At 37.2% G+C, this 21,797-nt stretch carries 19 protein-coding genes, 4 pseudogenes and 1 riboswitch; of the genes and pseudogenes, 20 read left to right on the top strand and 3 right to left on the bottom strand.

Annotated elements, in window-relative coordinates; translation table 11 throughout:
• The first annotated feature begins 40 nt into the window (after positions 1-40).
• A complete protein-coding gene (locus LFLEISCH_RS08960; RefSeq protein ID WP_159099763.1) occupies positions 41-559 on the top strand; it encodes a DUF4352 domain-containing protein in 519 nt (172 codons plus the stop codon).
• Positions 560-573: 14 nt separating this feature from the next.
• The gene (locus LFLEISCH_RS08955) at positions 574-1,035 is read left to right on the top strand and encodes an NUDIX hydrolase (RefSeq protein ID WP_007475629.1); all 462 of its coding nucleotides are present in this window, start codon (positions 574-576) and stop codon (positions 1,033-1,035) included.
• Positions 1,036-1,054: 19 nt separating this feature from the next.
• Here LFLEISCH_RS08955 and LFLEISCH_RS08950 read toward each other — a convergent pair whose 3' ends face one another.
• Positions 1,055-2,656 (bottom strand): ABC-F family ATP-binding cassette domain-containing protein, encoded by a 1,602-nt coding sequence (locus LFLEISCH_RS08950; RefSeq protein WP_007475627.1) that lies wholly within the window; start codon positions 2,654-2,656, stop codon positions 1,055-1,057.
• Between the two features lie 100 nt (positions 2,657-2,756).
• Between LFLEISCH_RS08950 and LFLEISCH_RS08945 the strand changes: the two genes are divergently transcribed.
• From LFLEISCH_RS08945 to LFLEISCH_RS08910, 8 genes and pseudogenes are all read left to right on the top strand, one after another.
• On the top strand, positions 2,757-3,140 hold the full coding sequence (locus LFLEISCH_RS08945) for an MmcQ/YjbR family DNA-binding protein (protein ID WP_007475626.1): 384 nt from the start codon (positions 2,757-2,759) through the stop codon (positions 3,138-3,140).
• Positions 3,141-3,195: 55 nt separating this feature from the next.
• Positions 3,196-3,296: riboswitch (TPP riboswitch) on the top strand.
• A gap of 66 nt (positions 3,297-3,362) precedes the next feature.
• Positions 3,363-3,923: an energy-coupled thiamine transporter ThiT gene (thiT, locus tag LFLEISCH_RS08940; RefSeq protein WP_007475624.1), complete on the top strand. Its 561-nt coding sequence runs from the start codon at positions 3,363-3,365 to the stop codon at positions 3,921-3,923.
• 114 nt (positions 3,924-4,037) lie between these two features.
• Positions 4,038-5,222, top strand: a complete 1,185-nt coding sequence (locus tag LFLEISCH_RS08935) for a betaine/proline/choline family ABC transporter ATP-binding protein (protein WP_007475622.1) — start codon at positions 4,038-4,040, stop codon at positions 5,220-5,222.
• The gene (locus LFLEISCH_RS08930; protein ID WP_007475621.1) at positions 5,222-5,875 is read left to right on the top strand and encodes an ABC transporter permease; all 654 of its coding nucleotides are present in this window, start codon (positions 5,222-5,224) and stop codon (positions 5,873-5,875) included. The genes LFLEISCH_RS08935 and LFLEISCH_RS08930 overlap by 1 nt, the downstream gene beginning before the upstream one ends.
• A gap of 12 nt (positions 5,876-5,887) precedes the next feature.
• Positions 5,888-6,810, top strand: a pseudogene (locus tag LFLEISCH_RS08925) (osmoprotectant ABC transporter substrate-binding protein).
• On the top strand, positions 6,807-7,478 hold the full coding sequence (locus LFLEISCH_RS08920) for an ABC transporter permease (protein WP_007475619.1): 672 nt from the start codon (positions 6,807-6,809) through the stop codon (positions 7,476-7,478). Before LFLEISCH_RS08925 ends, LFLEISCH_RS08920 begins: the two are co-directional and overlap by 4 nt.
• Before the next feature lie 73 nt (positions 7,479-7,551).
• Positions 7,552-8,877, top strand: a complete 1,326-nt coding sequence (locus tag LFLEISCH_RS08915) for an Nramp family divalent metal transporter (protein ID WP_007475618.1) — start codon at positions 7,552-7,554, stop codon at positions 8,875-8,877.
• Between the two features lie 119 nt (positions 8,878-8,996).
• Complete coding sequence (locus LFLEISCH_RS08910; RefSeq protein ID WP_007475617.1) at positions 8,997-9,830, top strand: hypothetical protein; 834 nt, start codon at positions 8,997-8,999, stop codon at positions 9,828-9,830.
• A 99-nt stretch (positions 9,831-9,929) separates the two neighbouring features.
• Here the strand turns inward: LFLEISCH_RS08910 and LFLEISCH_RS08905 are convergent, their stop codons facing one another.
• Together LFLEISCH_RS08905 and LFLEISCH_RS08900 are read right to left on the bottom strand one after the other, a co-directional pair.
• A complete protein-coding gene (locus tag LFLEISCH_RS08905; RefSeq protein ID WP_007475616.1) occupies positions 9,930-11,447 on the bottom strand; it encodes an ABC transporter permease/substrate-binding protein in 1,518 nt (505 codons plus the stop codon).
• Positions 11,444-12,425 (bottom strand): annotated as a pseudogene (locus tag LFLEISCH_RS08900) (ABC transporter ATP-binding protein). Before LFLEISCH_RS08900 ends, LFLEISCH_RS08905 begins: the two are co-directional and overlap by 4 nt.
• A gap of 163 nt (positions 12,426-12,588) precedes the next feature.
• On the opposite strand from LFLEISCH_RS08900, the gene murB reads away from it, so the two are divergent.
• The 10 genes and pseudogenes from murB to LFLEISCH_RS14705 all read left to right on the top strand — a co-directional run bounded on the left by murB (position 12,589) and on the right by LFLEISCH_RS14705 (position 21,791).
• Entirely contained in the window at positions 12,589-13,497 is a 909-nt protein-coding gene (gene murB / locus LFLEISCH_RS08895; RefSeq protein WP_007475613.1) for a UDP-N-acetylmuramate dehydrogenase, read from the top strand.
• 87 nt (positions 13,498-13,584) lie between these two features.
• Entirely contained in the window at positions 13,585-14,649 is a 1,065-nt protein-coding gene (locus LFLEISCH_RS08890; protein WP_051057301.1) for an AI-2E family transporter, read from the top strand.
• A gap of 64 nt (positions 14,650-14,713) precedes the next feature.
• Positions 14,714-15,995, top strand: a pseudogene (locus LFLEISCH_RS08885) (alkaline phosphatase family protein).
• Positions 15,996-16,000: 5 nt separating this feature from the next.
• Positions 16,001-17,236: pseudogene (locus tag LFLEISCH_RS08880) on the top strand (MFS transporter).
• A gap of 80 nt (positions 17,237-17,316) precedes the next feature.
• Positions 17,317-17,913: a VanZ family protein gene (locus tag LFLEISCH_RS08875; protein WP_007475601.1), complete on the top strand. Its 597-nt coding sequence runs from the start codon at positions 17,317-17,319 to the stop codon at positions 17,911-17,913.
• A 251-nt stretch (positions 17,914-18,164) separates the two neighbouring features.
• Complete coding sequence (locus LFLEISCH_RS08870) at positions 18,165-19,073, top strand: AvrD family protein (RefSeq protein ID WP_007475599.1); 909 nt, start codon at positions 18,165-18,167, stop codon at positions 19,071-19,073.
• Positions 19,070-19,876, top strand: coding sequence for an AAA family ATPase (locus LFLEISCH_RS08865; protein WP_007475597.1), 807 nt, complete (start codon positions 19,070-19,072; stop codon positions 19,874-19,876). The genes LFLEISCH_RS08870 and LFLEISCH_RS08865 overlap by 4 nt, the downstream gene beginning before the upstream one ends.
• Positions 19,864-20,565, top strand: a complete 702-nt coding sequence (locus LFLEISCH_RS08860) for an ABC transporter ATP-binding protein (RefSeq protein ID WP_040504816.1) — start codon at positions 19,864-19,866, stop codon at positions 20,563-20,565. The genes LFLEISCH_RS08865 and LFLEISCH_RS08860 overlap by 13 nt, the downstream gene beginning before the upstream one ends.
• Positions 20,566-21,000 carry a hypothetical protein gene (locus LFLEISCH_RS14710; RefSeq protein WP_051057300.1) on the top strand — a complete coding sequence of 145 codons (435 nt, stop codon included), beginning with the start codon at positions 20,566-20,568 and terminating at the stop codon, positions 20,998-21,000. It begins immediately after the preceding gene.
• A 14-nt stretch (positions 21,001-21,014) separates the two neighbouring features.
• On the top strand, positions 21,015-21,791 hold the full coding sequence (locus LFLEISCH_RS14705; protein WP_051057299.1) for an ABC transporter permease: 777 nt from the start codon (positions 21,015-21,017) through the stop codon (positions 21,789-21,791).
• The last annotated feature ends 6 nt before the right edge of the window (positions 21,792-21,797 follow it).

Raw genomic sequence — 21,797 nt, 5'->3', positions numbered from 1 at the left:
ATCATGGTTGGCAGTGGTATGGTATTAATGATTGCCTCCATTGTTGGGATTTTTTATTGCCTTTAAAAGTTTAAATGATGTTTCAAATAGCGTTATCAACTATTCATCTGGAACAAACTCGAGTGAAAGTAGTCAAACAGAAAGTAAAGTATATGATGTGAATTTGAAGCAAACAGAAAATCAAATAGAGAGTAAAATAACGAAAATTAAAGTAGAGAAAAAAGAAGTTTATTCTACATTAGACGGAAAAGATTTGCCTGGAAGTGTGACCGTATCGCTTGAAATTAAAAATAATGGCGAAAAAACGATTACCACATATCCTAATCAAGGTGAATTAACAACTGCAAAAGAAACGGTAAATGGCGGAGAAACGCTCCTTTCTACATTTGATGATAGCAAAATTGAAAAGGGCAAGTCGATCTCAGGTGAGATTGTGTTTCCCCTTAATAAAATTGAAAAAGTGAGCGACATCAAATGGGTCGAGCTTTCATGGCTTTCTTACGTGGGGGAAGAAACCACCCCAATTACATTTGATACAGGAAAAATAAATTTAAAATAGAAGCGAGGCTAACGATGGATTACATCAAATGGATTCGTTCAAAAGTTGGACATGACAAAATTATTTTAAATTATGCAGCGGGTATTATTCGAAATGACCAGGGACAAATTTTAATGCAACAACGTGGTGATAGTCATTTGTGGGGGATAATCGGAGGTGCTATGGAGCTTTCAGAAAATCCGGAAGACACTTTACGTCGTGAAATTTTGGAAGAAACGGGTCTTCGAAATATTATCATTGAAAAATTCCAGGGTGTCTATATAACGCCTGAACTGCGCTACCCAAATGGAGATCTGGCGCAGTGCATTGATTTAGTTTATCAAGTTTATACAACAGAACAGGTGGATTTGAATTTTAAAAATGAAGAGACACTTGCTTTAAAATGGATAGATGAACCGAATATTCCACCTCTTTTTAATCAAAATCAAATGGTTATTTTAACCGATTATTTCCAACATAAAAAGCGTAAATCCTAAACGATTTACGCTTTTTATATTATTCGTTTACTTGCATGACTTCTGCTAAATAGCCATCATAACTAATTTCTTTATTATAAAAATTATCTTTTGAAAGGTTGATAATACGTGTTGCAATACTTTCTAATAGTTGATGGTCATGGGAAGCTAAAATCATAGCGCCTTTAAAACTAAGTAGGCCATTATTTAAAGCTGTAATGGACTCTAAATCCAAGTGGTTGGTAGGCTCATCAAGCAGTAGTACGTTGGAACCTGAAAGCATCATTTTCGACAACATACAACGTACCTTTTCGCCCCCAGAGAGCACTTTAACTTTTTTTAGCACCTCGTCACCACTAAAGAGCATGCGACCGAGGAAACCACGCAGGAAGGCCTCAGAATCATCTTGCGGCGAATACTGGCGTAACCACTCAACAAGATTAAGATTATTTTCTGTGAAAAACTCAGAATTGTCTTTTGGGAAATAACTTTGGCTTGTTGTGACACCCCAACGGAATGTTCCAGAATCTGGTTCCATTTCGCCAGCTAAAATTTGGAAAAGAACCGTTTTAGCGACTTCATCATCACCGACAAGAGCTACTTTATCATCACGATTAATAGTAAAGGACACATTATCCAACACTTTTACGCCATCAATCTCTTTGGTTAAATTTTCAACCGTTAAAAGATCATTTCCGACATCACGGTCTGGTTTAAACTGGATGAAAGGGTAGCGTCTACTGGACGGCTGGATATCTTCCAGTGTAATTTTTTCGAGCATTTTCTTACGACTCGTAGCTTGCTTGGATTTTGAGGCATTCGCGCTAAAACGTGCAATGAAGTCTTGAAGTTCTTTCATTTTTTCTTCTTTTTTCTTGTTGCGGTCGCTCATCATCGTTTGCGCTAGTTGACTTGACTCATACCAGAAATCGTAGTTCCCGACATAAAGTTTAATTTTACTAAAATCAAGATCAGCAATATGCGTACATACTTTGTTTAAAAAGTGACGGTCATGCGATACAACAATAACGGTATTCTCAAAGTTAATCAAAAACTCCTCCAGCCAATGAATGGCCCGAATATCCAAGTGGTTGGTGGGCTCATCTAGAAGCAGGATATCTGGTTTACCAAATAAAGCTTGAGCAAGTAGTACCTTTACTTTTTCAGAACCCGTTAAGTCTTTCATTAATTTGCTGTGGAGTTCAGACGGAATACCGAGACCGTTTAAAAGGACCGCAGCATCAGCTTCCGCCTCCCAACCACCAAGTTCGCCAAATTCGCCTTCAAGTTCAGCAGCACGAATACCATCTGCATCACTAAAATCTGGTTTCATATAAATGGCATTTTTTTCTTCCATGATGTCATAAAGCGTTTTATGACCCATAATCACGGTATTTAAAACAAGTTCATTATCATATTGGAAATGGTCTTGTTGAAGTACAGCAAGACGCTCGCCTGGTGTGATATGAACGTTTCCGGCTTGCGAATCCACTTCTCCTGATAAAACTTTTAAAAATGTTGATTTTCCGGCTCCGTTCGCACCAATTAAGCCGTAGCAATTACCTGGTGTAAATTTAATCGATACATCTTCGAATAGCTTTTTATCGCCATAACGAAGTGCGACGTTATTCACTGTTAACATTATTTTCCTCCTATAAAAAAGCACATTATCCCTATTTTACCATGCTACCGCTCGTAAATAAAGCTTTTAACGTGCTATACTAGAAAAAGAGGTGGGGCATATGGAACTTGAATTGGAACGAATAAAATGGGTGGCCTTTTGTGAATCACTTCAAGGTGCACGTTTGACTTTCCCATTTGGTAAAGAAGCAAGTGTTATGAAACTTTCAGATAAAATGTTTGCGCTTATTCATTTTCACAAAGGTGTACTTTTTGTGAGTGCCAAATGTGAACCTGAACGGGCGGAACGCTTAAAAGAAGAATATCGGTCGATTGTTCCGGGCTATCATTTAAACAAGACGCACTGGATTTCTTTGATGTATGACGGCGAATGCGATGTGCCGGATGAACTTGTAAAGGCTATTTTGGAAAATAGTTACCAACTGATTTTTGCGAAACTGAGCAAGCAGAAACAAAACGCGGTGCTTTTTTCAAATCAAGATTAGGGTTTACTTTTAGTTTTGGCATGTTATAATAGTTTTTGTAAAGAATTTCATATTACGTTACCACAGGGGGGGCTTTAAGCTGAGATTGAGTGTTTCACTCTGACCCTTTGAACCTGTTCGTTAATACGAGCGTAGGGATTGTGGCGATTGCATTTTTCATTAGGAAAACTGCTTTCTTCTGCGGTGCGTGTATGTCCAAAAGAAGAAGGGAGTTTATTTTTTATGTCAAACAAACGCTTAATTGTTTTACTCGAATGTGCGATTTTTGCTGCTATTGCAATGGTTTTGAGCTTTATACCACTCGATATTGGTTCTAGTTTTTCTATCTCACTAGGGATGATTCCAATGTATGTGATTGCAATCAGAAGGGGATTTTTCGCCGCCGGATTTTCTGGTTTACTTTGGGGGTTGCTCCATTTTTTAACTGGTAAAGCGTACATTTTAATGTGGAGTCAGGCGCTTATCGAGTATATTTTAGCATTCGCCTTTATTGCTTTTTCTGGGATTTATTCTAAAAAAATCCGGTCTTATTTATTAGCGAAAGAGCTAAATAAAGCTTTAGTCTACGCCTGGATTGCCATGTTTATCGGCGGAGTGGCTAGATATTTTTGGCACTACCTTGCTGGTGTTTTGTTCTGGGGAGCTTACGCATTTTCTGGGTGGAGCGCCCAACTATTCTCTATTGTCATGAACGGGATAAGTTGTCTTGCAACCGTCATTGTTTGTGGACTTGTTATCTCGGTTATAATGAAAGTGAAACCGCAGTTGTTTCTGCCTAAATAAATTGGAAAACTCCTTATAGCGCCATCTATAAGGAGTTTTTGTTTAAGCTATTAGAAAGTAGGGAAAATAACTAGAGATTTGTTATAAATAGAAATACATATGGAGGTGTTCTTCGTGTTAAAGTTTGAACACGTTACGAAGACGTATAAAGGTGGGAAAAAGGCTGTTAAAGATTTGAATTTGGATATTCAGAAGGGAGAATTTATTTGTTTTATAGGTCCCAGTGGTTGCGGGAAGACGACAACGATGAAAATGATTAATCGCCTGATTGAGCCGTCAGAAGGTAAAATTTTAATCAATGATAAAGATATTTTAAAAGAAGATCCCGTAAAACTTCGTCGTTCAATTGGTTATGTCATTCAGCAAATCGGTTTAATGCCGCATATGACAATTCGCGATAATATCGTTTTAGTTCCTAAACTACTAAAATGGTCAGATGAAAAAAAACATGAACGTGCAAAAGAACTCATTAAATTAGTCGATCTACCAGAGGAGTATTTAGATAAATATCCTTATGAACTGAGTGGTGGGCAACAGCAACGGATTGGCGTACTTCGCGCACTTGCTGCAGATCAGACGCTTATTTTAATGGATGAACCATTTGGCGCACTCGATCCAATTACACGTGATGCGCTCCAAGAAGAGTTTAAAAATTTGCAACAAGAACTCGGAAAAACGATTATTTTCGTGACACATGATATGGATGAGGCCTTAAAGTTAGCTGACCGCATTGTGATTATGCGCGATGGTCAAGTCGTACAATTTGATACACCTGATGAGATTTTACGCCATCCAGCTGATTCATTTGTGGAAGACTTTATCGGAAAAGATCGTTTAATTGAAGCGCAGCCTAACGTGACGATGGTCAGTCAAATTATGAATGCGAACCCTGTTTCGATTACAGCGGATAAATCTTTACAAGCGGCTATTCAGTTAATGAAAGAGCGGCGAGTGGATACACTTCTTGTAGTGGATGAACAAAATATTTTAAAAGGATTTATAGATGTAGAACAAATTGATTCCAATCGTAGAACCGCCACATCAGTTGTGGATATTTTAGAGAAAAACGTTTTTTATGTAAAAGAAGATGCATTGCTTCGGGATACCGTTCAGCGGATTTTAAAACGTGGTTATAAATACGTGCCAGTTGTTGATAATCATAAAAAACTGGTGGGAATTGTGACGCGAGCAAGTCTAGTTGATATGGTGTATGACTCGATTTGGGGCGATGATACGGATACAACTTCCACCGAGCAGAAAGGCGAAGAACTTGTGCATAACAGTCAGGGGGGAGAATAATGGATGCGATTACGCAATTTTTCCAAGAAAATGGGCATAATTTGCTTGTTCAAACTTGGCAGCATCTCTACATATCACTTGCGGCAGTGATTTTAGGTATTATTGTAGCAGTTCCTGTAGGTATTTTACTAACGCGTTCTCCAAAAATAGCCGATTTTGTTATTGGCGTTGTTAGTGTCTTGCAAACAGTTCCTTCACTCGCGATTCTCGCGTTTATCATCCCTATTTTAGGTGTAGGAACATTCCCGGCCATTATAGCCTTGTTTATTTATGCGTTACTCCCAATTTTAAGGAATACCTTTATTGGTGTCCGGGGCGTAGATAAAAACTTAATTGAGTCTGGGCGCGGTATGGGAATGACAAGTTTTCAGCTCATTATAAACGTTGAAATTCCGAACTCAATTTCTGTTATTATGGCTGGTATTCGCTTATCAGCGGTTTATATTATCGCTTGGGCAACGCTTGCGTCTTATATTGGCGCTGGTGGTCTAGGAGACTTTATTTTCAATGGCTTAAATTTATATCGTCCAGATTTAATTTTAGGCGGAGCCATTCCTGTTACAATTTTAGCTTTGCTTGTTGAATTTTTCCTTGGAAAGCTAGAAAATGTATTAACACCAAAACCACTTCGCGATGCAAGAAACAACAGTTAGGAGGGACGAATAATGAAAAAAATCACAACTTTATTTGCTGTTTTATGTGCCTCTTTCGTCCTTTTAGCAGGGTGCTCACTTCCTGGTTTAGGCGGAGGTTCAGCAAATACCATTCGAGTTGGCTCAATGTCAACAACGGAGTCACAAATTGTAGCCAATATTGTTAAACAAATGATTGAACATGATACAAATCTCAAAGTAGAGATGGTCAATAATTTAGGGTCATCCGTTGTACAACATCAGGCGATGGTGAATGGTGATGTAGACATTACAGCGGCAAGATATACCGGAACAGATTTAGTAGGACCGCTTGGAGAAGAACCCATTAAAGACCCTAAGAAAGCTTTAGCAGCTGTTCAAGAAGGCTTTGAAAAGAAATTCCAGCAGACCTGGTTTGATTCTTATGGATTCGCCAATACGTATGCATTTATGGTTCGTCAAGATACAGCCGAAAAATATCACTTGAAAACAATTAGTGATATGCGTCCGGTTCAAAATGAACTAACAGCTGGTGTTGATAATTCTTGGATGGAGCGTGCTGGGGATGGATATAAAGCCTTCTCAAAAGACTACAATATTAATTTTAAAAAGATTTTTCCAATGCAAATTGGTTTAATTTATACGGCACTTAAAAATGACCAAATGGACGTAGCGCTTGGATACTCTACAGATGGACGTATTCCGACCTATAATTTGAAGGTTCTAGAGGACGACAAAAAATTCTTCCCGCCATATGACGCGTCACCAGTAGCTACTGACGAAGTTTTAAAGAAACATCCAGAACTTAAAACGACTTTAAACAAACTCGTCGGAAAAATTTCTACAGAAGAAATGCAAAAGTTAAACTATCAGGCGGATGGCGAATTGAAAGAACCATCTGTCGTTGCGGAAGAATTTCTTCAAAAAATAATTATTTTGAGGATGAAGGCAAATGAATACATTAAATCAATTAATCGACTATTATGCAACTAACGGGGCATATGTAGCAGAAGCATTTTGGCGCCATTTTCTAATGAGTATTTATGGTGTGCTGTTTGCGAGTATTGTCGCTATCCCGCTTGGTATCTATATCGCTCGTAAACGTAGGCTGGCTAATTGGGTCATTCAGATTGCAAACATAATTCAAACGATTCCAGCGCTTGCGATGCTTGCAGTTTTAATGCTTATCATGGGGCTTGGCACAAACACCGTCGTACTTTCACTCTTTTTATACTCGCTATTGCCTATTTTAAAAAATACATATACGGGTATACAAAATGTAGACGGCGCACTACTTGAATCAGGGAAAGCGATGGGAATGACCAAATGGCAAGTGTTACGGATGATTGAATTACCACTTGCGCTTTCCGTCATTATGGCAGGGATTCGAAATGCACTTGTTATCGCCATTGGTGTTGCCGCAATCGGGACATTTGTTGGTGCCGGTGGACTAGGTGATATCATTGTACGCGGAACAAACGCAACAAACGGAACAGCAATCATTTTAGCAGGGGCTATTCCAACTGCCCTGATGGCAATTATTGTGGATCTTGTGCTAGGATTTATCGAACGCTCTTTAAATCCAGTCAAAAATAAAAAGAAAAAACTAACCGAAGCGCTTTAAGCCAAATAGGCAAATGTGGTGTTATATTGCTACATTTGCCTTTTTACTACAAAAAAGAGAGGAGAGAATGCTTTTGAAAAAGGAAAAACAAGCATGGCGGCAGAAAGAATCAGAGTCCTCGCTAAGCGAAGTAAACAATTCCGTCAAAGTCCCTCAAAATGCTTCCTTTTTTAGAAAATTACTTGCGTTTATGGGCCCCGGGGCGCTGATTGCCGTCGGCTACGTAGACCCAGGTAATTGGGCAACAAGCATTGCCGGCGGTTCAGAGTTCGGTTATGTCCTGCTTTCAGTCATCCTCTTGTCCAATCTCATGGCGATTTTATTGCAATCACTTGCCTCCAAGTTAGGCATTGTCACCGGACGCGATTTAGCCCAAGCTTCAAGAGATAGCTTTTCAAAAGGCGTTTCATTTCTTTTGTGGATTTTAGCAGAACTGGCTATTATTGCGACCGATATTGCAGAAGTTATTGGGAGTGCCATTGCGCTAAACCTCCTATTCGGTATCCCATTAATTTGGGGCGTCTGTATCACATCCCTTGATATTTTTCTAGTTCTGCTATTACAGCATCGTGGTTTTCGTTATATTGAAATTATTGTCATTACGCTCATGGTAACTATTTTAGTTTGTTTTGGAATTGAGCTTGTCATGAGTCATCCTAATATGGCTCAAGTTGCAAAAGGCTTCATCCCTCAAAAAGAAATCGTTACAAATCCGGCGATGTTATATATTGCGCTTGGGATTTTAGGCGCTACCGTTATGCCACATAATCTTTACTTACATTCGTCCATTGTCCAAACTAGGCAATATGAGCGCAACTTAAAAGGACGGAAAGAAGCCATCAAATTTTCATTTATTGACTCCACTTTTTCACTCACCATGGCTCTTTTTATTAATGCAGCGATTTTAATTTTATCAGCTTCTGCCTTTTATTTTACTGGGCACCGCGAAGTAGCGGGAATTGAAGATGCTTATAAATTACTTGATCCGACGCTAGGGAGTAGCATTGCAAGTACACTTTTTGCAGTCGCATTACTAGCTTCCGGGCAAAACTCCACATTAACAGGTACCTTAGCCGGCCAAATCGTGATGGAAGGGTTTCTTAACATACGCTTAAAACCATGGTTAAGAAGGCTTCTAACACGTATGTTAGCGATTATTCCAGCTGTGATTGTAACTGCGATTTACGGTGTTACGGGGACGAATGAATTACTTATTCTGAGTCAAGTCGTTTTATCCATGCAATTATCATTTGCTGTCATTCCACTAGTCCTTTTTACAGGGGATAAGAAAAAAATGGGGGTCTTTGTTAATCCGCGGTGGTTGCAAATTTTGTCGTGGACGGTCGCCGTTTTTATCGCAGCTTTAAATATTTATTTACTTATTCATACGTTTGTTTAATATAATATCATTATGTAAACTATAAATTAGAAACATCTTAATAATTTCCCTCGAATTTTTCACCTAGATTCGTTATAATGAGATTAACAGAAATAAGCGTAGTAAAGGTGTTGATTATAATGGCTGGCAAAATGTTAAAACCACAAAAAAAACTTTTAGAGCAAGACCATGTGTTACCTTATAAGATTGATGTGGAAGGTTATTTATTTCAAGTTGTCATTTTTACAAAATTAGGAAAGATTTCTGGAATTACTGTGCTAAGAAGTGAAGATGAATTAGCTAGTAAAGAAGAGGCTTTAGCCGTTGTTCAAAAATTACAGAAATACAATTTTTATTTTGAATATTTGACGAAACGCACGAGTATTGTTAAGGAACGTGATAGCACTGTAGCGGAACGAATTGAGCAAGCGCAACTCATTTTAAACAACAATATTCTTTTTGGGGAAAAACTTCAACCGGAAATTGACCAACTTAGTTTGGCACTTGAAGTTTATAAACAACAGCAACATAAAATGGATATTTACCAAGAAGATATCGCCTTATTAAATGAAAAAATTAAAGAGCAGGGGCTCATCAAAGAAGAGGACTGGAAATCAGCGGAAGACTTATCGATTGCTTTTATGATAGCAGCCTATGCTCAAACGATTTATTTGGAAGCAACAAGAGACAATCGAGCAGCTCTTGCGAAGTGGTTCCATCAAAATCAAAAACAAATTCCCGCTGAAGAAAGAAAAGCGCTCGCGAAGATGATAAATGTTTTGAGTGATACAAATGGTGGACTTGTGTTTGATCAAATTATTTCACTACTTCCACTACTTGAAGATGGTTTATTAATTGATAAATCAAATCCGCTACCAAAACGAGCACAAGAGTTTAATATGGAATATGAAGCACATTGTCGCTTTTATAAACCAAATACGAATAAAATTAGTGAGCTTATCCGAAACGAGTGAATAGTAAGCGAACTGAGAGGTTTAGAAAAATCTATTTTAAAGTAAAATCGAACTAAAAAACAACGATCCGCCACTAGATCAGGCGAATCGTTGTTTTTTTTATTTTTGAAGTATTTTTTCTTTAATCAAATAGTTGCGCGCCACTTCTTCTGCAGACTTTCCGTTTACGTTGACTTCATAATTCATTTTTCGCATTTCATCATCCGTAATTTTTCCAGCTAATCGATTAAGAGGCTTTCTAATTTCCGGATATTTTTCAATGGTCTTCGTTAACATTAGTGGTGCTCCTTGATACGGTGGGAACAGTTTTTTATCATCTTGTAACACTTTTAATTTGTACTGTGCGAGTTCGCTATCTGTTGAATAGGCATCAATCAAGTTGATATCATTCGCTAAAATGGCATTGTAACGTAGTTTTGGTTCCATCGTTTTCAAATTGTCAAACTGTAAACCGTACGTATCTTGAATACCTTTATACCCGTCACCACGGTCTTTAAATTCGAGTGTGAAGCCAGCTTTAACGAGATCTTCAACTTGGGCTAAATCAGAAATTGTCTTTAAATTATTTTGTGTGCCAAAATCATTCGATACCGCGAGAGCATAGGTGTTATTATATTGCATTGGTTTTAAGTAGGTCATATTAAATTGCTTCGCTAACCCGTCTTTTGCTTGCTCGTAAACTTGATTCGCGTCATGCGATTTAGCGGGCTCTTTTGTGAAGGTTTCTAAAACGGTGCCGGTAAACTCTGGATAGATGTCGATGTTTCCGGACTTAAGAGCGTTAAATAAGAAGCTGGTTTTACCCATATTCGGTTTTAAATTAACTTTTAAGTCGGTCTCGTCTTCAATGACTAATTTATACATATTAATTAGGATTTCTGGTTCGGCACCAAGTTTTCCTGCAATGGTAATTTCTTTTTTATCTGATGCAAAGTACGGGACAACAATTAGTGCGGCAGTGAGTAGAACGCCTACGGACACTGTTATAATGGTACTTCTGAAACTTGCTTTTTCCAAAAAACGTAAAAGCACATCAAATAAGATAGCGAGAAGTGCGGCAGGAATAGCGCCGAGTAAGATAAGGCTGTTATTGTTCCGGTCAATTCCGAGAAGAATTAAGTCTCCCAGTCCGCCAGCTCCAATTAAAGCAGCGAGTGTAGCGGTTCCAATAATTAGGACCATCGCTGTTCTTATACCGGCCATAATGACAGGCATTGCGAGGGGGAGTTGAATCTTATAAAGTCTCCGCCATTTATTCATCCCCATGGCTCTGGACGCTTCGATTAACGCCGGATCAACTTCATTTATACCTGTATATGTATTGCGCAAGATTGGAAGAAGGGCATAAATGACGAGCGCGATAATCGCGGGAATAATCCCAATTCCAACGAGAGGAATTAAAAGACCAAGTAGCGCAAGTGATGGTATGGTTTGAAAAATAGCTGCGACTTGGATAATCGGTTCAGCTAATCGCTTATGCCTAGTTAAGTAGATGCCAAGCGGAAGGGCGATTAAAACAGCAATAAAGAGTGAGATAAAGGAAATTTGGATATGCTGAATGAGTGCCGTCCAAAGTACATCTTTGCGATCAATAAATGTATTAATAAGAGTATTCATTTTGTCTCACCAACCTCTTCTAGCTGGTTGGCTAAAAACTTAGTTAAATCAGCGTTTGTAATGACTCCTGTAATTTCATTTTGCTCATTTTGAATTTGGATGGCATCTTGTTTTGAAAGGGCAACAATAACATCGCTTATTTTAGCATCATCGTTTAGAACAGGGGAGTCAGGCGCATTTTTCCCCACTAGATGTAGGCTAGTAATTATATCTTTGGCTTGTTTATTTTCCGGGAGAAGATGAGGTTTCGCGATATTCCCAGAATCTAAGAAATGTCTAACAAAATCATTTTTCGGGTTTTTTAGAATATTGTTCGGTGTATCACATTGCACGATTTCTCCATCTTGCATAAGGCAAATGCGGTCACCAAGCGCGAGAGCTTCTTGCATATCATGCGTGACAAAGACGATGGGTTTTTTTAATCTTTTTTTGTAAAAGTGAAATATCTTGTTGCAATTTTTGACGTGATATGGGATCAAGAGCACTAAATGGTTCATCCATTAAAATAATGCTCGGATCCGCTGCTAGAGCGCGTACTACACCGATACGTTGCTGTTCTCCACCAGAAAGTTCCTTTGGCTTACGATTACGATAGGTTTCCGGGTCAAGCCCGACCATTTCGAGTAATTCAGTAGTGCGGTTATAAATTTTTTCTTTGTCCCATTTTTTTAGTTCAGGAACAATGGCAATGTTTTCTGCGATAGTCATATGTGGAAAAAGAGCAATTTGCTGTAATACATAACCAATATCAAAACGCAGTTCATGAATATTATAGTCACTAATACGTTTTTCATTTATGTAAATTGTTCCAGTCGTCAGCGGAATTAATCGGTTAATCATTTTTAAAGTGGTTGTTTTCCCGCAACCACTCGGGCCGATAAAAACAAAAAATTCTCCATCTTCAATATTCAAGTTGACTTGATTGACTGCAATCTCATTATCTTGATATTTTTTCGTGACATTGTCAAAGCGTATCATAAGAGCCTCCAATCTCCATAGTAAAAAGCGAATATTTGTTCCTATACCCGAATTTAACATTTTTTAACCATAAAAACAATTATTTTACATTATTTTGTAAAAAACTAGCTTCATGATAGAATAGAAGGAGTAAAATTAACAACGTGAATGGAAGGTATAATAAATGGAGAATATAGCCAAAAAATTAAATGAAATTGCACCTGAATTACTGATTAAAAAAAATGAGAGTTTAGCGAAATATACGTACACGAAAACTGGGGGTAACGCAGACTTATTTGTAATGCCAAAGACAAATGAGGAAGTGCAAAGTGTCGTTCAATTTTGTAGCGAGGAAAATGTACCCTTAACTATTTTGGGAAATGGCTCCAATCTAATTGTAAAAGATGGGGGCATTCGTGGAATTGTTTTGTATTTAGATTTATTAAACACAATTTACCGCAAAGATACGATGATTTATGCAGGAAGTGGTGCCAAATTAATTGATGTATCACGTTTTGCTCGAGATGAAAGTTTAACGGGTCTTGAGTTCGCTTGTGGTATTCCGGGTTCTGTTGGCGGGGCACTATATATGAATGCAGGCGCTTATGGGGGAGAAATTAGTGATTGTTTGCACAAAGCGACAGTCTTAACAACGAAAGGCGAGTTGCTACATTTGGAACGAGCTGATTTAGCGGCAAAATATCGTCATAGTACAGTTGCTGAAAAAAATTATATTGTCCTAGAAGCAGCGTTTCAATTAGAGCTTTCAGAAAAACTACCCATCGAAGCAAAGATGGCAGAACTAACAGAAGCAAGAGAATCGAAACAACCGCTTGAGTATCCATCTTGTGGAAGTGTTTTTAAACGACCACCCGGTCATTTTGCTGGTCGATTGATTCAAGAAAGTCATTTACAAGGCTTTCAAATTGGTGGTGCCCAAGTTTCCGAGAAACATGCCGGCTTTATTGTAAATGTTGGCGGAGCAACAGCAACGGATTATATGAAGGTAATTAAACACGTTCAAGAAACGGTTAAACGCAATTTTGATGTGGATTTAGAGACTGAAGTACGAATCATTGGGGAAGATGCTTAGCATTCTTTCATAAAAATCCTACTTGCGATGTATCTTTTACCAGAAAACGGTTTATTCAGTATTATTTTGTTACAATGAGTTTAGCAAATGAATTTGGAGGGTGGTTTATTGGATAGTTTAATTCAAATTTTAAGTAAAAAAAGTACACGACGCATACTTGTTTTTTTAGCAGTCGTTTTCGTTCTTTATTTGCTTCGTAGTATGATGGATATCATTTTATTAACCTTTATTTTCTCATTTTTAATAACGAGACTTGAAAACTTTATTTTAAAGCGAATCTCGATTTATAGGCAGATTATTGTATTAATCCTCTATGCGCTTATTGCACTAGGACTAGCATTTGTCGTTGTGAAATACATACCTATTTTAACCGAACAAATTAGTCAGCTAGTTAAATTTATAAACACATTCTTTACGCAGGATTCGAATAATGATTTTGTTAATTATGTGATTACAGTGGCGAATGAAGTTGATGTGATGAAGTATACGGAACAAGGCGTTCAAATTATCGTGACCTATTTAACGAATATAAGTGTTGTGGCATTTAATGTGTTTATTGCACTGATTTTAAGTCTTTTCTTCTCTCTTGGAAGAGACCAACTCATTACATTTACCAATCAGTTTGCGACTAGTAAAGTTTCTTTCGTTTACGATGAGATTAAATATTTTGGGACAAAGTTTGTTGGTACGTTCGGGAAAGTGATTGAAGCCCAGTTCCTTATTGCAGTTGTGAACTGTGTGTTAACAACCATTGCACTCTGGATTATGGGATTCCCTCAACTATTAACACTTTCTATTATGGTATTCTTATTAGGATTAATTCCCGTTGCGGGTGTTATTATTTCAATGATTCCGCTAACCATAATTGCGTATTCTGTTGGCGGCTTCCAGTATGTTTTTTATATTTTACTCGTTGTATTAGTTATTCATGCGCTAGAATCGTATGTGTTAAACCCTAAATTAATGTCTGCTAAAACGGACTTACCTGTCTTTTATACGTTTGTCATTTTAATTTTTGGTGAACATTTCTTTGGCGTTTGGGGCTTAATTGTAGGAATTCCAGTTGTGATGTTCTTCCTGGACGTTCTTGGTGTAACCGATCAAGCTGAACATTTACTTGAAAAAAAAACAAAAAACCTAGGTATTGCCTAGGTTTTTTGTTGAGTAATTTTAAACTGTTTTTGTTACAATAGGAATAGAAAGAGGTGTTTAAACGTTGACTCGTTATTTATTTATCCTTTCTTTTGATGCTTTAGGCGCGAAAGATTTAGAAGATATTGAAAGTTTACCTAATTTTAAAAAAAATAAAAAGAAACTGGCACACATATTTAAAAAAGTTCGTTCAATTTATCCTTCTCTTACATATCCAGCCCATACGTCTATTATTACGGGTCATTATCCTATTACACATGGAATTGTGAATAATACAAAGATTCAACCTAACAGAACTTCACCTGACTGGTATTGGTATAAAGATGCTATTAAAGTACCTACATTGTATGAAATCGCGAAGGCAAAAGGATATAAAACGGCCTCTTTTTTATGGCCAGTTGCTGCTCAAAGCGGTATTGATTACAATATTGCTGAGATTTTTCCAAACCGTTTTTGGCTAAATCAGGTTCTCGTTTCACTTTGGGGAAGTTCGCCTTTTTTTTCTTCTCCATATGAATAAAAAATTTGGTCATCTGCGAAAGGGCATTAAACAACCCCAATTAGATGATTTCATAACGGCTTCGGTCATTGATACGATTCTGACTAGAAAACCGGGTCTTTTGATGGCTCATTTTGTTGATTTAGATAGCATGCGACATCAATATGGCGTAACCTCAAACGAGGCAAATGAGGCGCTCAAACGGCACGATAATCGTTTAGGCGAGTTGATTACGGCTACTAAAAAAGCGGGTATTTTTGATGAAAGTACATTTGCTATTTTAGGGGATCATTATCAAATAAATGTGAATACGATATTACGATTAAATATTCTATTTGCTGAGCAAAATTGGTTAACAATAGATGCAACAAATGAGATTATCGAATGGGAAGTGTATGCAAAAAGTTGTGACGGGTCAAGTTATATTTACATAAAAAACCAAGCACTTCAAAATCATGTTTACGAGGCGTTAAATCAGCTTCCTGGCATTGAAAAAGTGTACACTACATCGGAAATTGTTCATTTAGGGGCAGATTCTGAGGCTACATTCATGGTTGAAGCGATACCAGGCTGCTACTTTATGGAAAATGTTGAGGGGCCTTTAGTAGAAGAAGTGACGGATGAAAAAATCGGGCAGCCGGATTATTATCGTGCAGTTCACGGCTATCATCCGGATAAAAAAGATTACCAGACAACGCTCATTGTGAGTGGTCCCGGAATAAAACGCGGGGAAGAAATCGACAACGCGCAATTAATTGATGAAGCGCCAACTTTTGCTAAAATATTAGGTTTTCAAATGCCTAATGTGGAAGGAAAGGTTATTTCGGACTTATTTGAGGGAGAATAAACGGCATGTATACAAAAGAGGAAAAAAGTTGGATTTTACAGGATTGGGCAAACTCTGCCTATTCAATCATGATTACAACGGCAATTTTACCGATTTATTTTAAAAGTGTTGCCGCAAATGCTGGAATTAGTGATTCGCTATCTACGGCGTATTGGGGCTACACCAATTCGGTTGGCACCTTACTTATTTCCTGTTTGGCTCCTATTTTAGGAACTATAGCAGACTATCAATTTTTCAAAAAGAGATTCTTTAGTTTATTTACTTTTTTAGGGGTGGCTTGTACGCTTTCGTTTATGTTTGTGCCTTATGATGGCTGGTTAATGTTACTTGGTTTGTATGCGTTATCGTTAATTGGTTTTTCGGGGGCAAATATTTTTTATGATAGTTTTTTGATTGATGTGACAACGAATGAGCGTATGGACCGGATTTCTTCTGCGGGATATGCTTATGGCTACCTAGGAAGCTCAATCCCTTTTATTACTTTTATTGTTTTAAAAGTAACGGGGATTTTGCCAATTGAAGAGGTGACGCTTGTTAATATCGGTTTTTTGATGACCGCTATTTGGTGGTTAGGCTTCACCATACCATTTTTTAAAAATGTCCATCAAAATCATTATCTTAAAAAGGCGAAAAAACCCATTCAGGCGAGCTTTAAGCGTCTATTTAATACGCTTAGGCAAAAATTCGTTCTTACCGAACGATTGCGTTATTTTTAATTGCTTACTTTTTTTATATTGATGGTGTGGATACTTATTTTTCGAATGGCCACTTCTTACGGGATCGATTTAGGTATTTCGGCTACAACGCTTATTTTAATTTTGCTCGTCACGCAACTGATTGCCTTTCCATTTACTATTTTATACGGCTTTTTTGCCAAAAAATGGGGAGCAAAATGTATGATTTTAGTTGCTATTATTATTTATCTTATCATTTGTATCTATGCTGTTTTTATGGATACTGTGGTTGATTTTTGGATTTTAGCGATACTGGTTGGTACAAGCCAAGGTGGTATTCAAGCCCTTAGTCGCTCCTTTTATGGGAAAATTATTCCGAAAGAACGTTCAAATGAATTTTACGGGTTTTATAATATTTTTGGCAAATTTTCAGCGATTATTGGGCCGGCTTTATTAGGTGTGATTACGCAACTTACAGGAAATACTTCTTACGGGGTTGCTAGTTTAATTGTTCTTTTCATAATAGGGGGCACTTTATTTCTTTTTGTTCGTGAAAAAGAAATTTAAACTTTCTTTAGTTCCTTTTAACGATTTGTTTATGATTTAAAGCTATACTAGGACAAACAATGATGTTAGGAGGAGACAAAATGAAAAAAGTTGCATCTATAGGTATTTTCCCTTTTGTTTCCGTAGCTGCTGCGCTTTATTTATACCTTTATTTTTTTAAAGGATGGATGGTTTTTTATTTACATCATGTTATGGAAACGATAAGAGGTATTGATTATATTGTGATTGGTCTAACCGCGCTCTTTATTTATTTGATTGGTATCCAACTAATCGAATGGAAATTTTCTAAAAAGCTAACGATTATCATCTATGTACTTTATTTTGCCTGCTTAATCTTTTTATTATTTGGGAAAGCTTCACATGTTCAAGGAGCCTCGTTTCAAACTTTTGATTTTATTCTTCCTTTTCTAGAAGGAAATCTACGCGTGATTACCCTAGGGAATATTATTCTCTTTATGCCGATTGGTTTTTTATTTTATCAATTACGCTTCATTCCAGCGCTTATACTGGCACTATGTCTCATTTTCACGGTTGAAGGCTTGCAGTTTATTTTCTCACTTGGTTACTTCGATACGGGGGATATTTTTCTAAATGTCTTTGGCATAATGCTTGGTTACCTTCTTATTCAAATGAATTTAGTTATTTTTAAACATATGCATCTAGTTAAAAGCCAATAACTTTGTTATTGGCTTTTAACTATTGACTATTTTTAGCCGGAAAATTACAATTTATGCGCAAAAAAATAAAGGAAAACGCTTTCTTTTTTTATTTATGATTAAAAATAGGGTTTCTGGGGAATTTTTCACAATCGAAAGTTTAATTGTGATATTATTTACATAATCGTTATAAGACGATTAACTGTCTCATACGCAAAACATCTAGAATACTTGCTTTTTCATGTACAAAAAGAATAACTGGAGGGGATATTATGTATACAGCAGATGATTTTCTAGGAGATTTTAGACATCGGTATTTCGGAGACGGACATCGAAGTGCAAGATATGCCATATCAACAAATGGTGAAATTGGAAAAGTGTATCATGAAGGGCTTTGGTCGGAAAAGCAGGGAAAGCAGTTGGAGAAACATGTAAGTACCATCGATTGTTTGATTTTAAGTTTAATGCATATTGAAATGTATATTTCTACCAAAAATAGTGAGTATTGTGTACAAAATTTATTTCTAACATCTTTTGCGATTAAAGCAGGGGCAGAAGCAATCGAAGATCTTACGCATATCAAGATTCGTACAGAGGAAATAGCTTGGGATTATAAAGGCGTGAAGGCTACCATTTTTGTGGAGGATATGCGTGTACAAGTAGAACTCGATTATGTGAAACATAAAAGCTTAAGCGAAGCAGAGGGTAGTACAAAAAAAGCATTTATCAGCCATCATTTAATAGATAAAAAACAGGAAATATCTAAAATTACTTTCGATAAAGAAGAAATGAATTGTGTTGTTCATTCTTTCAATGAAAATCGTGTAGAACAATTTACAGGGATACAAAGTGGCCATCAATTTGAAATTTCATTAGTGGAATGGCTTGTCATTTTTTCTCAAATTGGACAAATTATAGCCTATCATCATGATCAATTAAATCGGGATGAATCTGAAAACTTTTGGATGAGAGAAGTAAAAGCTACAAATAAAATTCCAATATTTGATAATGAAGAACCTATTTTAATTCAAGCTCATATAAAAAAATCTAAATTGCTTCCGTTACACGGAGTCAACTGGCGAACATTACATATGATAGGGCAAGATGCCAAGAACCAGATTATTTTTGAAGCAAAAGTGGCTCATCAGTTGCCATCACATAAAGGAGTTAAGGCGCAATGAATAAAGATTATAAACCACTAAACTTAGTCATTTCTGGGACATACTCTACTGGAAAAACGACAACAACAACGGCATTGTCAATTGCAACAGGTATACCGATGATTAATGCTTTATCAGCACGTGAAATATTAACTGATTTGTATCCAGGAAGACGATTTCAAGATATGAATTTAACGGAATTGATGGCTCTCGGTTTAAAAAGAATGGAGGAGCGAATTAAAGCTGAAGCTGAACTCGACACGCTCCAAAAAGGCTTTATTTCAGATGGGTCTGTTTTGAACGAATGGATATATGGTACAGTTCGTTTGAAAATTGGGATTAATCCAGGCGCAGCTTTTTTTCATCAAATGGTAAAAGCCGTCCTCGGCATACCCGCCAAATCCTTTTTAAAAAAATATATGCAAGCCTATGAGCAAGTTGTTTCCCTTCACACGGAAAGAACGTATACACATGTCGTCCATCTTCCTATCGAATTTGAAATGAAAAAAGATGGTCACAGGCCTGTTTCAGAAAAATATCGTCAAATTTCCGAAGTGGATATCCGCCAAGAGTTCGCAAAATATCATTTCCCGCAATATGAAGTAAGGGGAACACAAGAAGAGCGTTTAGAACAAATTATTGATTGGTTAGATTTGCCAGTTGTGGTACCCATACAAGAAGCTGTTCTTCGCGCAGAAAAAATCATTGCAACAAATCGGGAAGCTGTTTCTAAAAAAATAATCGAACAATATGAAAAGCCAACATTAAAAAGAAAAAGTAAAAATACTTTCAAAATATTAAAATCGGAGGCATTACCTTGCTAAAATTTAAAGAAGTAGAGAAAACGTATTACGTTGGGGAGCAAAAAGTGGAAGCATTAAAAAAAGTAAGTTTTGAAATCAAGAAAGGACAACTCACGGTCATTTTAGGCCCCTCAGGTTCTGGGAAAAGCACCCTTCTTAACTTGCTTGGCGGGATGGACCGAGTAACAAGTGGGAAAATTTTGCTTGACGGGGAAGATATCACCGATTATAACGATAAAGCACTTTCAAACTATCGAAAAGATCAGGTTGGCTTTGTTTTTCAATTTTATAACTTAATTCCTAATTTAACCGCCCTTGAAAATGTGGGAATTGCAGCTCAACTAACAGGCAAAAGCAATCATTCACTAAACTTTATTGAACGAGTTGGTTTAGGCGAACGCAAAAATAATTTCCCAAGCCAATTATCAGGAGGTGAAATGCAACGCGTTGCCATCGCCAGAGCTTTAGCAAAAGAACCTAGTTTATTACTTTGCGATGAACCAACTGGTGCACTTGATTCTGAGACAGGGAAAAGCATATTGGAACTGATAAGACATTCGGCGAGTGATAAACAAACTGCTGTTGTTCTCGTGACACATAACGCGGAAGTAGCTCATATCGCGGATAAGGTTATCCGGTTACACGACGGAGAAATTGAATCCATTACCGAGAACGAGACGCCGCTTACGGTGAAGGAGGTTTCTTGGTAAATGAAATTTTTAAACAAGAAACTACGACGCGATATTTTAAAAAATTGGAGCCAGTTTTTTTCAGTTTTTTTAATGGCATTACTAAGTGTTTTAATTTATGTAGGGCTTGAAGGTGCTTATCATGGTATGGAGAAAAGTGTAGATGATTTCACCAAACGAGGAGATTTAGCAGACTCGTGGGTGATGAGCACCGATTTTACTACAGAAGATGTTGATTCCTTTAAGTCCATTAAAAATGTGAATGAAACGGCAACAAAAAAGCGTATTCTAGCAGAAGCTTTAACAAAAGATAAAAATAATTATCTCTACCTCGATACACCGATTGATGGCGAGATTACGAAACCTATTTTAGTCGCTGGGAAACAACTTAAACAAGGGGATTCAAGTAGCATTCTTTTAAACGAAGATTACGCCAAGGCAAATCAGATTCATTAGGTGATAAAATCAGATTGCATTATCAAAATCAAACCACGAATCCAACCGTTGTTGGCCTGATTTTATCACCCGATCGCTTATATTATACAGGCACACCGGAGTTTGTTGCCCCTGTACCTCATCTTTACGGCTACGGAATAATGAATCAAGAGAGTTTAGCTACTTTGGATGAAAATAACACGCCAAACATTCTAGAAGTAAAAGGTGGCCAAACAAACGTACGAAAAGAGGCCCCAGACATTTTGGGCGACCGCTACGTGGCCTATTACAATCAACATACACTGCCTGATGTTTCAGCTGCACTCGACCGCGTGGGACAAATTCAAAATTTATCCTTACTCTTTTCATTTATTTTTATCTTACTAGCCATTTTAGCCATGTATACAACCATTAAACGCCTTATCGAAACACAAACAAAAGATATCGCTACCTTAAAAGCATTAGGATATTCAAATGCAAAACTTGGTTGGCATTATACATCTTTCGGTTTAGCAGTCGGAGGTATTGGAGCATTAGTAGGTTGGGGAATAGCGCCTATCATGTCCAATTTTGTCCTTGGCACGCAAAAACAAATGTTTGCTCTAGATAACTGGCACATAGCCTATACAGCGTCTTCTGTCGGAGTAACCCTTTTAGTGCTCGCAATTTGTATGCTCGCCGCTTTTTTTGCTTCTAGAAAAGCCATTAAAGGACTTCCCGTCAAATACTTTAGAGGAAACCTTGTTAAAAATTCAAAACATATTTTCTTAGAAAAAAAACACCCGATTTTGGAATGCGTTACGTTATGGTGACAGATG

This window comes from Listeria fleischmannii subsp. fleischmannii LU2006-1 (assembly GCF_000344175.1).
GTDB classification, from domain to species: Bacteria; Bacillota; Bacilli; order Lactobacillales; family Listeriaceae; genus Listeria; species Listeria fleischmannii.
This window is presented reverse-complemented; position numbering and strand designations above follow the sequence as displayed.

Excerpts from the sequence above, each read along its gene's own strand:
- LFLEISCH_RS08955 (WP_007475629.1), top strand. The coding sequence starts at position 574 with ATGGATTACATCAAATGGATTCGTTCAAAAGTTGGACATGACAAAATT.
- LFLEISCH_RS08950 (WP_007475627.1), bottom strand. The coding sequence starts at position 2,656 with ATGTTAACAGTGAATAACGTCGCACTTCGTTATGGCGATAAAAAGCTA.
- LFLEISCH_RS08945 (WP_007475626.1), top strand. The coding sequence starts at position 2,757 with ATGGAACTTGAATTGGAACGAATAAAATGGGTGGCCTTTTGTGAATCA.
- thiT (WP_007475624.1), top strand. The coding sequence starts at position 3,363 with ATGTCAAACAAACGCTTAATTGTTTTACTCGAATGTGCGATTTTTGCT.
- LFLEISCH_RS08930 (WP_007475621.1), top strand. The coding sequence starts at position 5,222 with ATGGATGCGATTACGCAATTTTTCCAAGAAAATGGGCATAATTTGCTT.
- LFLEISCH_RS08920 (WP_007475619.1), top strand. The coding sequence starts at position 6,807 with ATGAATACATTAAATCAATTAATCGACTATTATGCAACTAACGGGGCA.
- LFLEISCH_RS08910 (WP_007475617.1), top strand. The coding sequence starts at position 8,997 with ATGGCTGGCAAAATGTTAAAACCACAAAAAAAACTTTTAGAGCAAGAC.
- LFLEISCH_RS08905 (WP_007475616.1), bottom strand. The coding sequence starts at position 11,447 with ATGAATACTCTTATTAATACATTTATTGATCGCAAAGATGTACTTTGG.
- murB (WP_007475613.1), top strand. The coding sequence starts at position 12,589 with ATGGAGAATATAGCCAAAAAATTAAATGAAATTGCACCTGAATTACTG.
- LFLEISCH_RS08890 (WP_051057301.1), top strand. The coding sequence starts at position 13,585 with ATGAATTTGGAGGGTGGTTTATTGGATAGTTTAATTCAAATTTTAAGT.
- LFLEISCH_RS08875 (WP_007475601.1), top strand. The coding sequence starts at position 17,317 with ATGAAAAAAGTTGCATCTATAGGTATTTTCCCTTTTGTTTCCGTAGCT.
- LFLEISCH_RS08870 (WP_007475599.1), top strand. The coding sequence starts at position 18,165 with ATGTATACAGCAGATGATTTTCTAGGAGATTTTAGACATCGGTATTTC.
- LFLEISCH_RS08865 (WP_007475597.1), top strand. The coding sequence starts at position 19,070 with ATGAATAAAGATTATAAACCACTAAACTTAGTCATTTCTGGGACATAC.
- LFLEISCH_RS14710 (WP_051057300.1), top strand. The coding sequence starts at position 20,566 with ATGAAATTTTTAAACAAGAAACTACGACGCGATATTTTAAAAAATTGG.